This is a genomic window from Paracoccus sp. T5 (assembly GCF_048538155.2).
GTDB lineage: Bacteria > Pseudomonadota > Alphaproteobacteria > Rhodobacterales > Rhodobacteraceae > Paracoccus.
In genome coordinates, this window is the sequence record NZ_CM135809.1 from 1091131 (window position 1) to 1105323 (window position 14193).

At 63.2% G+C, this 14193-nt stretch carries 11 protein-coding genes; 2 read left to right on the top strand and 9 right to left on the bottom strand.

Going from position 1 to position 14193, the window contains the following annotated elements; all coding sequences use genetic code 11:
• Nucleotides 1–13: 13 nt before the first annotated feature.
• Complete coding sequence (locus ACNR9W_RS05455; RefSeq protein WP_458478657.1) at nt 14–523, top strand: thermonuclease family protein; 510 nt, start codon at nt 14–16, stop codon at nt 521–523.
• Nucleotides 524–558: 35 nt separating this feature from the next.
• Here the strand turns inward: ACNR9W_RS05455 and ACNR9W_RS05460 are convergent, their stop codons facing one another.
• The 4 genes from ACNR9W_RS05460 to ACNR9W_RS05475 form a co-directional block, all read right to left on the bottom strand.
• Nucleotides 559–984: an HD domain-containing protein gene (locus ACNR9W_RS05460; RefSeq protein WP_458478475.1), complete on the bottom strand. Its 426-nt coding sequence runs from the start codon at nt 982–984 to the stop codon at nt 559–561.
• Nucleotides 985–1238: 254 nt separating this feature from the next.
• On the bottom strand, nt 1239–1943 hold the full coding sequence (locus ACNR9W_RS05465; protein ID WP_458478658.1) for an alpha/beta fold hydrolase: 705 nt from the start codon (nt 1941–1943) through the stop codon (nt 1239–1241).
• 595 nt (nt 1944–2538) lie between these two features.
• A complete protein-coding gene (locus ACNR9W_RS05470) occupies nt 2539–3591 on the bottom strand; it encodes an SDR family oxidoreductase (protein ID WP_419267851.1) in 1053 nt (350 codons plus the stop codon).
• Between the two features lie 178 nt (nt 3592–3769).
• Nucleotides 3770–3943 carry a hypothetical protein gene (locus tag ACNR9W_RS05475; protein ID WP_419267852.1) on the bottom strand — a complete coding sequence of 58 codons (174 nt, stop codon included), beginning with the start codon at nt 3941–3943 and terminating at the stop codon, nt 3770–3772.
• Between the two features lie 86 nt (nt 3944–4029).
• Between ACNR9W_RS05475 and ACNR9W_RS05480 the strand changes: the two genes are divergently transcribed.
• A complete protein-coding gene (locus ACNR9W_RS05480; protein WP_419267853.1) occupies nt 4030–4923 on the top strand; it encodes an NAD-dependent epimerase/dehydratase family protein in 894 nt (297 codons plus the stop codon).
• A 400-nt stretch (nt 4924–5323) separates the two neighbouring features.
• Here the strand turns inward: ACNR9W_RS05480 and ACNR9W_RS05485 are convergent, their stop codons facing one another.
• The 5 genes from ACNR9W_RS05485 to ACNR9W_RS05505 form a co-directional block, all read right to left on the bottom strand.
• The gene (locus ACNR9W_RS05485) at nt 5324–6358 is read right to left on the bottom strand and encodes a lipocalin-like domain-containing protein (protein WP_419267854.1); all 1035 of its coding nucleotides are present in this window, start codon (nt 6356–6358) and stop codon (nt 5324–5326) included.
• Nucleotides 6348–8735 carry an FtsX-like permease family protein gene (locus ACNR9W_RS05490; protein ID WP_419267855.1) on the bottom strand — a complete coding sequence of 796 codons (2388 nt, stop codon included), beginning with the start codon at nt 8733–8735 and terminating at the stop codon, nt 6348–6350. Before ACNR9W_RS05490 ends, ACNR9W_RS05485 begins: the two co-directional genes overlap by 11 nt.
• Nucleotides 8732–9382 carry an ABC transporter ATP-binding protein gene (locus ACNR9W_RS05495; RefSeq protein WP_419267856.1) on the bottom strand — a complete coding sequence of 217 codons (651 nt, stop codon included), beginning with the start codon at nt 9380–9382 and terminating at the stop codon, nt 8732–8734. The genes ACNR9W_RS05490 and ACNR9W_RS05495 overlap by 4 nt, the downstream gene beginning before the upstream one ends.
• A gap of 3868 nt (nt 9383–13250) precedes the next feature.
• Nucleotides 13251–13496: a CtrA inhibitor SciP gene (gene sciP, locus ACNR9W_RS05500; protein WP_458478661.1), complete on the bottom strand. Its 246-nt coding sequence runs from the start codon at nt 13494–13496 to the stop codon at nt 13251–13253.
• A gap of 254 nt (nt 13497–13750) precedes the next feature.
• Nucleotides 13751–13918: a hypothetical protein gene (locus ACNR9W_RS05505; RefSeq protein WP_419267858.1), complete on the bottom strand. Its 168-nt coding sequence runs from the start codon at nt 13916–13918 to the stop codon at nt 13751–13753.
• Nucleotides 13919–14193 lie beyond the last annotated feature (275 nt).

Sequence of the window (14193 nt, forward strand, 5' to 3'; positions counted from 1 at the left end):
CGTCATTGCCCTCGTGGCGGCGCTGTTTGTGATCGGCGACGACAATCCCCGGCTGCGCCAGGGGTTGGAGGACATGCTGCAGGAGCTTGGCAGCGGCCAGCCCCCGGCCACAGGACAGGCAGGGAACGCCAAGGTCATCGATGGCGACACGCTGGACGTGGCGGGATCGCGCGTGCGGCTCTTTGGTATCGACGCCCCCGAAGCGGCGCAGAGCTGCCGGCGGGGCGGTCGCAACTGGGCCTGCGGGGCGGAGGCCGAAGAGGCCCTTGTTTCCGTGATCGCCGGGCGACAGGTCAGATGCGAGGAGCAGGACAGGGACCGCTATGAACGGAGCATCGCGATCTGCTGGGCCGGGGCCGAGAACCTGAACGCGTGGATGGTCGAGAACGGCTGGGCGGTCGCCTACCGGCAATATGGCGGCAGGACCTATGACCCGGAAGAGGTCGTGGCCCGGGTGGCGCAGCGGGGGGTCTGGAGCAGCGAGTTCGTCATGCCTTGGGACTGGCGGAAGGGCGAGCGGTAGGGACGCCGGAAACGTGCCGGAGAGGCCCTGCTGCGTCACTCGGGCGACACGCCCAGCGACCTCAACGCCTGCAGGTATTTCCGCGACCGCTGCACATCGGACTGGGTGGGATCCGCAATGCGGGTCATGTCGAGGTTGTCGCGCAGGTCCGCGATCTTCACGGCGCGCGCGATGGGATTGCGCGCCGCACGGTCTACGAAATCGGCATAGCTCTCGCCTTCGCGCCGGGTCATCGCGTCAACCGCGGCCACCAGTTCTTCGGCCAGACCCTCCCTGCGCAGGTCATCGAGCGTCCAATGAGTGTCTTCGACCACATCATGGAGCACGGCCACGATGCGCTCCGGTTCGCTCGAACAGGCATGCATCACACGCAGCGGGTGCAGGATGAAGGGCTCGCCCGCCTTGTCGCGCTGACCACGATGCGCACCGGCTGCAATCTCAATGGCGCGTTCCAGATCCATGGTTGCATCCTCCGGTCTGACTGCTTGCTGAAGGTGAAAGATGCCCTGCCGATTACGGCGGCGCCAGTTCAACAAGGGGAACAAGCCAACAGCCGGCCCGCCTCCATGTTCCCTCCCTCCAACGGCTGACAGCATTTCCGAGCGGCAGATGCGAACTGCAAACCGGATCCGAACACCAGTGGCGGTCCTTCAACTGGAAAGTCTTTGGGACAACGCCCGCCGCATCCGAACAGGCGCGAAAAGGACCCGAAAGGTCAGAGCTGTTTGCAGCAGCCGGCTGCTTCAGGCGCTTGTGGTGCCGATGTCGCCCCGATCCCCTGCCGGATCAGACGCAATACCTCATCCGGTGCGTCCCAGGAGATATAGTGCCCAGCGTGATCCACCCAGTGGAGCTGCGCCTCCGGGAATGCCTGTAGCGCTTGTTCCGCCTGCCGTGGCAGAAGCAACCGGTCCTTTCGCCCCCAGACGATCGTCACGGGGCCGGCTGTGCTCGCGGTACCTTCCTGTATGGACCCTGCGGCCAAATCTCGCACCAGATCCTTGAACACAGGGGTGTCCGCAAAGGACCGGAGCTCCCGCAACGCGGCCTCTTGCGAGACCTGCCCCGGCTTGGCCGAGATCTGCGCGAGAAGGGCCGCGCGACCGGCCTTGTAGCTCGTCAGAAAAGGCAGCGCCGGGCGGGCAGTTTTCACAAGACTGCCACTGGCGATGAGCGAAGCCTTCAAATACGTCCGCTCCCTGTCATTCCAGAAGCCGCCTGGGGCAAGCGCGACCGTGGCGCCGACGAGGCCGCGGCGCGCCATTTCCAGCACCAACCGTCCGCCCAGCGACATGCCAACGGCAGCAATGCCTTCAAGACCTTCTGCCTTGAGGATGTCGGCCACCTCATCGGCGATCCCAGCGAAGGTGCTTGAGCCGGGTGTCACGCGTGATGCGCCGTGACCTGGCAGATCCAGCATGAGGACTTCGTTTGTTTTCGTCAGATCGGCAGCGAGATTATCCTACGAGGCGATGTTGCCACCAAGGCCGTGCAGCATGAGCAGCGGTTTACCCGCGCCTTGGCGGGTGAAGTTGAGAGACGGCGTGAAAAAGGGGACCTGCGGTTGCATAAGGCCTAATGCGGGAAGGGCATGAAATGATCCGGGGCTTTCGGGTCAGGCGGTCTCAAGAGCAGGGGTCATCCTGAAAAGACATGTCCTTCGCGAGGGGGGCTCTGGAGTGCCGATGGCGAGACATCAGGTTCGATGTCGAGCTTCATGGAGCGATTGCTTTTCAGGTGACGCTAACGCCTGATCTGTGGAATGGGGAAACAGCCATTGTGCCACCACGAAAGCGCACCAATCGACCCCATCGCATGCGCTCCGTGGCAATGTACTTCCCAGCGAATTCATCAAGTTGGCAACTGCAGTGCCTACTACGGCAGGAGAACAGCACCAACTCTGCGAGAGGTTTGCAGATCAAGCCAGCAAGAGAAACAGGTGAACCAAAGCTGCCTTTTGGGGAGGCGCAAGGCGCCAGGCATCAATGGCGTCTCGGCGCGCAGTCTGCGGAAGTTTAGTGCCGTTCCAAGTCTTTCTGCTTGTGCGGGGACGCCTGCCGCTTTTTGTTCGATGCGGCGGTCCAGGCCAGCCAGCCGACTGCGCCCAGAAGGGCAGCCGCGACGACGGGCCGCTTCTGCGCTTCCAGGAAAAGGCTCTGCCGGCGGACGTAGACGTTCTGCGCCCCTTCGACCCCGCCATCCCGGCGAGGCGTGTAGAGATTGTCGCGCTTGGCCGGATCGCCTGGATCCTTCGCCTTCACCTGGGCGGGCCGGCCGATTGCTTCCATGACCAGGTCGGTGAGGCGAGGCGCCACCTGCCCCATGACAGAGATCATGAGGCCATTCCCGCCCACCATCAGCGTGCGCCGGGGATGCTCGGCCGCAAACAGGATCGCGTCTGCGACAAGCCGGGCGTCATAGACCACAGGCGGGACGCGCATCGGCTGATCGACATAGCTGCGGGCGTGCTCGGGGTAGGGGGTGTGCATGCTCGCGGGCTTGATCAGGGTCACCGCAATGGGTGCGCCATCGCGCTCGAGTTCCATGCGCAGCACATCCGTGAAGGCCCGGACGGCGTGCTTGGTGGCGCAGTAGGGGCCTTGGTCGATGATCGCACGGTCCGACAGCACAGATCCCAGGTTGATGATGGCGCCGCCTCCGCGCTGGCGCAGATGGCGTGCCGCGACGAGCGAGCCTTGTACAAGGCCAAAGTAGTTGACCTCAAAGGCGCGGCGATGGTCGTCCAGGGGCGTCTCTTCCAGGGTGCCGAAGGTGGCTGCCCCAGCGTTGTTGATCCAGGTGTCGAAACCGCCGAATTCGCGAAAGGCCGTCTCGGCTATTCGCTCGACGTCCGCCTCCTCGGCCACGTCGGCTGGGCATATCGCCACGCGCCCCCCCTGCGCCTGCAACGCGTCGGCAACATGACGCAAGGCCTCCTCATTGCGGGCCGCAAGCACAACCGCAGCGCGCCGCCTTACCGCCTCTTGGGCCGTCTCCAAGCCGATGCCGCTCGTTGCGCCAGTAATGACCAGGGTCTGCTGATCCAGAGGCTTGAGGTTTGCATGCACGGGGTTACTCCTCGCTCCTAACCTGCCGCCGGGAACGCGAGGTTTTGCCAGGAAGTTCCTTGGCGGTTGCGGGGCCAAGGCCGCTCCCTGGCCGCTTTGGCCTGCTGCCATTCTCCCTAATGGCCAGCCATTCCCTCAGATCACGCCCCCGTCTCTTGCGTCATGGTCATTCTTCGGGTCAGTCAGGAATGACCAAAACGGCAGCGCAAATCCGGATCTGTTCGGTTGTGGGCAAACGCAGCGCCTCACGCTGCAGCATCAGAAACAGCGTGTCGATCTTCGCGGTGTAGTCGGATCTGCCGGAAGGGCTTGCCATTGGCGATCGGGTGGTGGTGTTGAAGGAGAGCCACATCACCGGGGTACCTTATCGCGCGGCTTCGCCCATGAACCGGTGATGCCTGTCGCGAAGGGCGCAGCAGGAACGAAACGGAGAGCATCATGACAAAACGCATCATCTTTACCGGCGGCACCGGCAAGGCCGGTCGCCATGCCGTGTCCCATTTGCTGGCGAAGGGCTACGAGGTCCTCAACGTCGATCTCAAGCCGCTCGACCTTCCGGGGGTGAACACGCTGATCACCGACATCACCGACAGCGGCCAGGTCTTCAACGCCTTCACCACCCACTTCGGCTTTGAGGGTTATGAGAAAGGGGCACCGCCGAAAGCCCCTGACGCGATCGTGCATTTCGCCGCTGTGCCGCGGGTGATGATCAACCCCGACAACATCACGTTCGCACAGAACACCGTGGGCACTTACAATGTGCTGGAAGCGGCGATGAAGCTGGGCGTGCGCAAGGTGATCCTTGCCAGTTCGGAAACCACCTATGGCGTCTGCTTTGCCGAGGGTGACAGGAATTATCATTCGTTCCCGCTGGAGGAAGATTACGACACCGATCCGATGGACAGCTACGGCCTGTCGAAAGTGGTCAACGAACAGACCGGCCGTGCCTTTGCGATGCGCTATGGTGCCGATGTCTACGCCCTGCGGATCGGCAACGTCGTCGAGCCGCATGAATATGCCAACTTCCCCGGCTACCTGGCCCATCCCCTGAGCCGCAAGCGCAACGCCTGGAGCTATATCGACGCCCGCGATCTGGGGGAGATCGTGCATCTTTGCCTGCAAAAGGATGGGCTTGGCTATCAGGTGTTCAACGCGGTGAATGACACCATCACCGCCAACATGCCGACGGCCGAATTTCTGGCGAAACATGCGCCAGATACGCCGATCACGCGGCCGATGGGCAAGGATGAAGCGCCGCTTTCCAATCGCAAGATCCGCGAGGTGCTGGGGTTCCAAGAAGCCCATCCGTGGCGGAACTACGTGAAAGTCTGAGATGACCGGCCGGGGCGGTGCAATTGTGTTGCCCCGGTTGAGCACGTCATCCTGGACCTCTCGCGGCCCGGCAAACCGGCCGACAAGGACTTCATCTAAGCGTTCAACAGCAAATTGCTGCCACATGCCCGAATGCGTACTTGTGCATGAGCCATGCGGCTGCGGCCGAAAAGTTGGAGGAACTGCGCAGACACTACAACAATGGCTGTCTCATGGCGCTATAGGAGACCACGTCCCGAGCGCACTGTGCTTTCCCAACGGTGCAACCAGCCCGATGACGTTACAAACCCCGGAAGTTCCAGCGTCCGGTGGTCCAGAAATATAAGAATAGCAGAAAAACCGAAAACTCTGCTGTCCGGAGGTGTAGGGAACGCAGGCAGAGCAGGAACACCCCTTGAGATCACTCGTAGCCGGTCATCTCCAGGTAGCCTACTCCGTCATGGCTGCCTTCCACCATGACGGGTCCCTCCCAATAGGGCACGGAGGTCTGCATCCAGGCGTCGGGGTTCAGGGCCGCCACCGTCACGTCGACACCCTCTGCGGGCAGTCTGACCTGCCATGTCGTCGGCACCTGCCGCCCCGCCACATCATGCCACTCCAGCGGCGTGGCGGCGAAGGCTCCGTCAGCAAAGGCAGTGGCCTGCCCATCGGCAGTGATCCAGGTGGCAGAAGTGTAGTCGCCGCTTCCACGCAGGACAAAGCCCATCAGCTTGTCGCCGCTGTCGAAGGACAGGGAGAACCAGTCCCATCCCTGCTGATCCTCGGCCAGCGGTTGCGATGACCATTCCCGGTCGAGCCATGCCGTTCCTGTAACGGCAACATCGCCTTCGGGCAGGGACAGCGTGCCGGTCAGATCGAAGAACGGCTGCGAGTAGTAGTAGCTTGCCTGCCCGGCGGCGGATTTCACCGAATAGCCGTCCTGACCATGACGGACCAATGGGCCCGATGCACGAAGCTGGATATCATAGGCAAAATCGCTTCCGGAGGCGGTCAGGTGAAGGCTGTCCAGATCCGGACCTTGCATGGCCCAGTCATCGATCCAGGCCATGAACGGGTCCGCCTGCACCCCCGCCTGTCCGATGCCGCCCCGCGCCAGGCGCTCGGCCACATGATGCGCATCGGGCGTGGTGACTGCCGCATGCCCCATCCACAGCTGCGGCGTCTCCCATCCCTCACCGTCGCGTGGCGCCAGCGCCGAGCGAAACAGCGTCCATTGCAGGCCGAAGGGCGTGCCGTCCGGGCCGGTCATGTTTGCGGTCAGGTACCACCATTCGATCCGGTATTCCGGGTGGGAACCGTGATCGGCGGGAAAGTCCAGCGCCCGTTCGGGGGCCGGCTGTGCAAAGCCCTCGGCGTCTGTGCCCAAACCGGCAAAGCCCTGGGCCGATGCCGCCTGCGGAAGAAGCAAAACAAAGGCCAGTACCTTAGCGTTCATGGCGAAACACCCCCAGAAGTTGCGCTGGCGGCGTGCGCGACAGCCGCCACGCCGGCCACAGCGCCGCAAGTGCCGCCGCCAGCAGCGCCAGCATCCCCAGCCTCAGGTAGTCGAACGGGAACAGATACATCGGAAGCCGCCAGCCAAAAGCCTCGACGTTCACGACCGCCAGCAGCGCCCAAGCCAGCGCCAGACCCAGCGGCAGTGCCAGCGCGCCCGTCAGCACTGCGAGCAGCAAGGTGCGCAGCAGGTCCAGCCATGCCAGCCTGCGCCGCGTCAGCCCCAGGGCCCAGACCGGCGCCAGTTGCGGCAGGCGCATCCCGGCCAGTGTCAGCAGGCTCATCAGGATGGCAAAGCCTGCAACGGCGAGTGTCAGCACATTCAGCGCGGTGGTCACGGTGAAGGTGCGCTCGAAGATGGCAAGCGAGGCGGCCTTGACTGCGGCCTGGTCGATCATCGCGCCCTCCGCAATGCCAGCCTCATCGCGCAGGCGGTCCTGCAGGGCTGCAACACGACCGGGATCGACCCGAAGCCCGAACTGCCGGGCGGTGATCTGGGGGAACAGGCTGCGAAACAGGTTCTCGCTCACGATCACCTGTCCGGCAGGGTTGCCGTAGTCGCCATAGATGCCCAGCACGGGAAGGCTGACATCATGATCGACCGCGACTTCGTCCCCCAGATCCAGACCTGCCCGCCGGTACATCTGCTCGTTGACCAGGACCCCGTCGCCTTGGACCAGACGGTCCCACACGCCCGGTACCGCACGGAGGAACTGCCAATTGTCGCGATAGGTGGCATGGTCGCGCAGGCCGAGGATCTCGGCCGGTCTGCCGGCGATCTGATGATCCACGCTCAGCAGTGGCAGGATGGCGTCGGCATGACCGACTGCGGCCGCGGTGATGGCGGCGGCCTGCGCGGAATCCTCGACCCTGACATAAAGCTCTGACGCGAGCCGCTGATCCAGAAATCCTATGAACGTCAGCCGGAACGACGACACCATCGTCGAAACCCCGACATTCGCGGCCATGGCCAGCATCAGCGCCATCAGCGCCAAGGACAAGCCGGGCACCTGCTGACGTGTATCGGCCCAGAACCAATGGGCCACCGGCGCCTTGGCGCGCCTTTCGGCCCAGCCCAGCAGCAGCGTCAGCAGCGGCGGCAGGGCCAGTGCCCCGCCGATCAGCAGTGTTCCCAGCATGGCAAAGCCCGCCAACAGCCCTTTCCCCCAGACCGCAAGGGCTGCGGAGATCAGGAGCAGGACCAGCGCCAGCAGCGACTTCCCCCAGTGGCGGTGGGACATGCTGAGTGCCCGCGGATGTGCGCCGCTCAGCAGCGGCATCCGTGCCAGCGACCACAGCGCCCCGCTGGCGGCAACGGCGGTTCCCACCACTGCGATGGCAAGCCCCGACAACCACCAGGACGGGCGCAGCGTCATCTGCCCAGACACGTCGGCGCCGTAGAGCCCGCGCAGGGTGGCCGCGACATCGGGAAGAAGTGCGGCCGCGATGACATAGCCCAGCGCGACACCGATGGCGCCCGCCAACAGGGCCAGCACCGCAAGCTCCACCGCCATCAGCACGATCAGCCGCCCCAAAGGCGCGCCCAACGCCCGCAGCGTCCGCACCATGGCGCGGCGCTGCTCGAACGCCAGGCCGATCGCGCCATACACGATGAACAGCCCCACCGCAAAGGACAGCAGGCCGAAAGCCGTCAGGTTCAGGTGAAAGCTGTCCGTCAGCTGTGCGACATCGCTGCCGTCCTGTGGTGCGACCAGGATCAGATCAGGGGCCACCTCGGCCAGGGGGCGGCGGGTCAACGGCTGGTCGGACGCCACGACCAGGCGGTCGATCTGGCCCGGGCGGTCCAGCAGGCTCTGCGCCAGCCCGATGTCGGTGATCGCCGTATCGGGTGGCACATCCGGAACAAGGATGCCCTGCACGCCAGTGTCAGGCAGCCGCGAAAGCGTGTCCGCCTGGGCAAATATCTGGCCCGGCCCTGACAGGAAGGCCGCAAGATCCCCGCCGCCGTCGGCGCTGACGGGCCCGAGGCCCCCGGGCGCTGTCAAAGGCTCCAGCCCGATGAGCCGCACGGGGCCCAAGCGCCCTTCGATCACCGGGGAAACCATCCAGCCGGCTCTGCGCAGTTCGATATAGGTCTGCTGGGAGATCGTGCCGCGGTCCATCGCGGTGATCTGCGCGAACTGACCCTCGCCCAGCGTCTCGGCTGCGGCGCCATAGCTTGCCCGCGCCTCGGCGTTGATCGCCTGCACGCCCGACCAGAGCGCTGTTGCCAAGGCCAACCCGACCAGAAGCGTCAGCAACTGCAGAGGGTTGCGCCGCCAATGCGACGTCAGGGCGGACAGGATGACAAGGCTCACGTCAAATGTCCTCCCTGCAGGTGCAAACGGCGCGGCAGGCGCGCGGCCAAGCGTTCCGAATGCGTCACCAGAATCAGGCCGGCCCCCGTTTCCGCAACCAGATCCTGCAGAAGGGTCAGAACCCTGTCCGCCGTGGCTTCGTCCAGGTTGCCGGTCGGCTCGTCGGCCAGAACGAGGTCCGGTTGCGGCGCAAGCGTGCGGGCGATCGCCACCCGCTGCTGCTGCCCGCCCGACAGCTGCTCGGGATACTTGTGCAGATGGTCGCGCAACCCCAGACGGTCGATCAGAACACGGTTGCGGTTGGTGTCATGATGCCCCGCAATCCGCGCCTGAAACGCGATATTGGCGGCCACCGTCAATGAAGGGATCAGGTTGAACTGCTGAAAGATCACACCGACCTTGCCGCGGCGGATGGCTGCGCGCCCTGTATCGTCCAAGGCCGTCAGATCCACGCCTTCGACCGCCACCACCCCGCCGTCGGCCGTGTCCAGCCCACCAATCAGATGAAGCAGCGTGCTCTTGCCCGAGCCGGACTCTCCCGTAAGGGCCAGCATCTCGCCACGTTCAAGATCGAAGGTCACACCCCGCAGCACCGCAGTTGCGCTCCCTGAATAGGTCTTGGTGATATCGCGGAGGCTTAGCAGCATTAATTTACCTTTCTGCCAAGCGAGCTAGCTCTTGGCATGGTATACCAAGGCAGCAAGGCGGCGGCGGTTCCCGGCGGCTGCGCTGATGCGGCTAACTGCTTCGAGAGGCAAGGCCCCAGACTTGGCAGCAGGGAGGCTTCCGCAACGCTCCTGAGATCAGGCTGTCTGAACGGCCAAAACAAAATGACCTCATCCCCATTTCGTAACGCAGGCCGTTTTTGCCCCCTCATACCCTCGCGGTTGGAAGCGTCCGGGACGTTCAGTAGATGGAAGGCTCGACCATCACCGAAACGATCTGCCATAAAACCTATGGACATGGCCGCGTTTGCCGCTTCAGCCGATCGCGGGGCTTGATCCTCAGGTTCAATTACAGTTCGCGGTAGATCCTATAGACGCGTTTGTGGTTCCAGACATGGTCTTAGACGTTGCACAGAACAGAAAATACAATTGAAGCCTCAGGTCCTCCTTGCATTGGTCAAGCCGATGAGCAGCATGGTACTGCTCGTTCTCCACGTCTATCTTCAAGCTGTACGGGAAGCATGTCTCGCTGAGCCTATACGTGCATCCTGGCCAGGGCGATACTGACGCCACTTCTCGACACCGCCTCGACGGCCAACGCCCGGTGCTGATCTGGCCGGGTCATTTTTTCCCAGAGCTTACTTCAACAGGTCGTTCTGCATGCTGACGTTGGCATACATGCGCTTCAGTCGGAGGTTCTTGTCGGCCATGGCCTTCATTTCGACCATCAGACTGGCGTCCATACCACCATATTTGGGGCACCACTTGCAGACTGCTGGGGTGATCAGCCGTGTTTGCGACATAACCCGGACCCGGGCAATCCGTCTCTCATCTGCCGCAGGATGGCGATGACCTGAGCCTCGGTGAAACATGTCTTCTTCATCGGAATTTCTTCAATCATCCTGCCGAGAAAATTCTACTTCGAAATCCCTTTACCATCGGGGGATTTCCGCTGGCGATCCGTTCTGCGTGATGGGCACTTCCTGAACCCCCCTGCCGCAAAAGCTGGCGGGCGGTCTTGGCCATATCGAAGAATGGCAAAGGTGGGGCAGAGAAGGGTGAGGTGTGAAGGTGTGGCGATTTCATCCTAAGGTGGAGTAAACATAACTTGACGTGACACCTGGGCAGGAAAGGCTATGGACTGACACTTTGTGGTTAATGCTGGCGTCCGGTCGTTCACCGGGTGCCGCGCACCAAAAGCAGAGGCCTATGCCATGCCGAAACGCCGCAGCCATGCGAAGGTCCGCCTGGGATCGCTGTCCCTCATCGCCTGTCTCATCGCGACGCAGGCGGGCTCTCAGGCGAATGGCGAGGGACTTCCGACGGCGCAAGAGATCTGGCGGCATCTGCCACCGCTGCCCGGGCTGAAGCCCGACCTTTCTTCCGCGCCTACACCCTCTGCCCCGGCAGCGCCGCAGCCAAGGTCCGTTTCCGCACCGACCGGATCCGAGGCGAACGCTGAGATCGAGACCGCTGCGCCTGACACGATCGTCCCGAAGGCAGAGCCGGCTTCCTCCCCGTCATCGCCGCAGCTTGCCCGGCCCCCGGTGCCGGCAGGTGACGCTGTCCCTCGGCAGGTGTCAAACGATCCGGAGCCCTCAAAGATGCGCCTAGCCGTCTATGTTCCCGAGCGTATTGCCGCGGAACGGCGGAGCCAAGCCATGACGCAGCTTTCTTCGGCGGGATGGTCGCCCGAGGAAGCAGTGACGCGCTTCACGATCGGCGAAACGCATGTCCGATATTTTCACCCTCAGGATCGGGCGGCGGCCGAGGAACTGGCGAATATGCTGGACACCGAGGCGCGGGACTTTGTCAGCTTCACGCCCTCCCCTGAGGAAGGCTATCTGGAGCTGTGGCTGGGCGGCAGAGGAGCGCCTGTGGAACCCAAGCCCGTCCTCACGCAAAGGATCGTCCCGGCACTACCTCAAGTGCCTGCAGCGCCGCGGGGCCTTGTCCTTCCTCAAGTGACCGCCGAGGATCGCGGGCCGGTTGCTGCTGACCGAGGAGACAACCGACGGCTGCAATCTTCAGATGCTCGCACCGTGACCGGCGTCAGGAGCAGTTTGGACGGCCCGGGCGAGGCCGGAGGCGGAAGCACCGGTGAGGGCAGCGGGGGCCCTGGATCTGCTGGCGGCAGCGGCGGGAATAGTGGCAGTGGAAACGGTGGCGGAAGTACGAGCGGCGGAAGCGGTAGCACGGGTGGCGGCACTGCGGGCAGCGGAGGCGGCAGCACGAGCGGTGGCGGCACAGGCGGCGGAAGTGGTGACACGAGCGGTGGTGGCACGGGTGGCGCAGGCGGTAGCACAGGTGGCGGCGGCACGGGCAGCGGAGGCGGTAGCACGGGTAGCGGTAGTGCGGGCGGCGGAAGCGGTAGTACGGGTGGCGGTAGTGCGGGCAGCGGAGGCGGTGGCACGAGCGGTGGCGGCACGGCTGGCGGAAGCGGCGGCGGCGGGAATGGCAACGGCGGCGGGAACGGCAACGGCGGCGGGAAGGGCAACGGCGGCGGGAATGGCAACGGCGGCGGGAACGGCAACGGAGGTGGCAATGGGAACGGCGGTGGCAATGGCAACGGGAACGGCGGCGGCAATGGCAAAGGTGGTCGGGACTGACCCCGTGACCAGTACGGTTGGGATCTGACAGCGGCGGTAACCTTGCTTTAATCGTAGCTTATGTTGTGAGGCTTGGGGCGCAAAAGAGAGCTTGAACAACCGTCACCGGGGTTCCTGCTGTATAGACAAACAGATGGTCTCAAGTACCGCGCTATCACTGCCCTTGTCTGTGATAGCGGAGGGCTTGGGTGGCGACCGAGCGCTGCGGCGAGCGGCAGTGCTGGCACCAAGCCGTAGGGCCGCGTTACCCGCTGCAGCCGCTTTTTCGGACGCAAGCCCGAGCCCGCTTTCCAATATCGCGCCTGTAGGCAGATATGCGCGGGGGAATGCCGCACACCTAGCTGTGCCGCACGAACCGAGAGGTAGAACGGCAAGCGGAACCTGACGGAACGGTAACTTGGCCCTTGGTGTCCACAGCAATCCAAAGCCTCTGAGCGATCTTATTTGGAGCCTTCGTATTTGGAAGGCGCGAACATGTCGTTCAGCCATCAGCCAAACCGCTCGGCGCGGCAGCGACTTCTCGGTTCGATCGGCTCAGCGTCCCTCCAGGCGCATTGCAGGCGTGCTGCGGGATCACCGAACGTGCAACATTGCCGCTGCGCTTTGGAAGAAGTGCATCGGGTCCATTGGCCTCCCTTCATGACCGGGGGCAGGTCGCTCTTATCGAGCCTTGCCCGCAGAGTTGGTACGCCGGCACAAACATCACCCTCATAATCCAGCCCTCGCGGCGCAGGCTCCCTGACGATGGCACTGGAGGTGTCGGCCCCCGGGACGATCAGCCCGCCGACCCCGATACCTCAAGGGGCGTTTTATCGATCTTCTCTGCATTGCGACGGGCGAAGTCAGCGGGAAAGGTCTGCTCCGAGTCCTCGGTCGTCAGAAAGAGAAGGCAATCCTAGCCCGGCTGCCGCCGCTCAAGGCTCCGCTCCGTGGCACATCAGGTCGTTCGACCGGATCTCTTCCAGCGTCTTCGGCAGCCTGCCCGCACATTACCCCAAAAAGTATCCAACGAGCGCACAATATATGTTGAAGGTCCGTGATCTTTGCCATCGACCGGAGAGGCAACTGGATCCATCAATTCAGGTCTCCTTTAGTTAGGATGAACTGATCAGCAGCCTCCTGGCCTGCATCGCTTCTCCAATTTTGGCCCAAGATCTTATGCTACAGCCACTGCGACCAAATACGCGCTTTTCATGACTATCTTATCCTGAACGACGGATGCCCACAGCGTCAGGCGGGGATCAATTTGCCTGCCGATACCGTTTCAGCGCGGTGCTCTTGAGGGCGTCCTTCCCGAACGCCCTGCTGGCGCGGCACCAGGCATCAAACTCCTCCGCGGAAAGTTCATAGCGCCTCAGCGCCTCGTCTCGGCTGATCAGCCCATGAGTTACAGCCAGAACGACCGTCTCCTTTCGGCTGGCCACCCAGCGGGTGTCTGCATCCGGAAGATCGCCCGCGCTCAGGATGCGTCCCCCATCAAGTGTCACGATACGTGGACCTGAAGACCTTTTTACGAACATGGCAAACCTTCTACATGACGTTACACAGGCTCTCGTGCCCGCCGTAGAACGGGGGTCAGTTCAGTCGGAGTGGCAGACAGTTAGGGCGTTCCCGGCAGGAACCGGGAAAGCCGCCGCCGAGAGGCAGGGTGTTGCGCAGCACCGGACAAACCGCTGTTAACGGTTCATCTTGCGCCATAATGCGATCCGCAATGATCTGCGAGTGCGTGCCAAAGGCAGGCTCAGGAAGCCCTGATGACCCCCCAGGCGGCTGCCTGGTGTTGCAGCCGATCTCGCAGATCGCGGTATTCGGTATTGTGAGAATAGGCGCCCACGGCGGAAAGGATCATTTTCAGGTCTTTTTCCGAGACACAGGGGCGAAGGCTGAATTCCTGCTGGTTCTGGCTCACGGGAAATATCCAACTTACTAAAAATGTACAACCTTATCTAAGCTCAGGCCTGCGCGTATGGGAACCTGACTTTTCGCACAGGTTGCGTGCATGGCTGCAGGTTGCACGCCGGGTGCGACAGCGCGGCCATTTCCTTTTGCACCAGGAAGCGCCTCGGCAACCAGGGCCCTTGCTTTCCGCCACGCCTCCCTCTACTTCAACCCCTGCGGGACCGGGCCCCTCTGGCGGCATGATCACCTTGATCTGGCGCGATGTCGGACCGCATCGAGCGTGCT

Bases quoted from the DNA above. Each gene is read 5' to 3' on its own strand.
- ACNR9W_RS05460 (WP_458478475.1), bottom strand. From the start codon at position 984: ATGGATCTGGAACGCGCCATTGAGATTGCAGCCGGTGCGCATCGTGGT.
- ACNR9W_RS05495 (WP_419267856.1), bottom strand. From the start codon at position 9,382: ATGCTGCTAAGCCTCCGCGATATCACCAAGACCTATTCAGGGAGCGCA.
- ACNR9W_RS05485 (WP_419267854.1), bottom strand. From the start codon at position 6,358: ATGAACGCTAAGGTACTGGCCTTTGTTTTGCTTCTTCCGCAGGCGGCA.
- ACNR9W_RS05475 (WP_419267852.1), bottom strand. From the start codon at position 3,943: ATGTGGCTCTCCTTCAACACCACCACCCGATCGCCAATGGCAAGCCCT.
- ACNR9W_RS05465 (WP_458478658.1), bottom strand. From the start codon at position 1,943: ATGCTGGATCTGCCAGGTCACGGCGCATCACGCGTGACACCCGGCTCA.
- ACNR9W_RS05480 (WP_419267853.1), top strand. From the start codon at position 4,030: ATGACAAAACGCATCATCTTTACCGGCGGCACCGGCAAGGCCGGTCGC.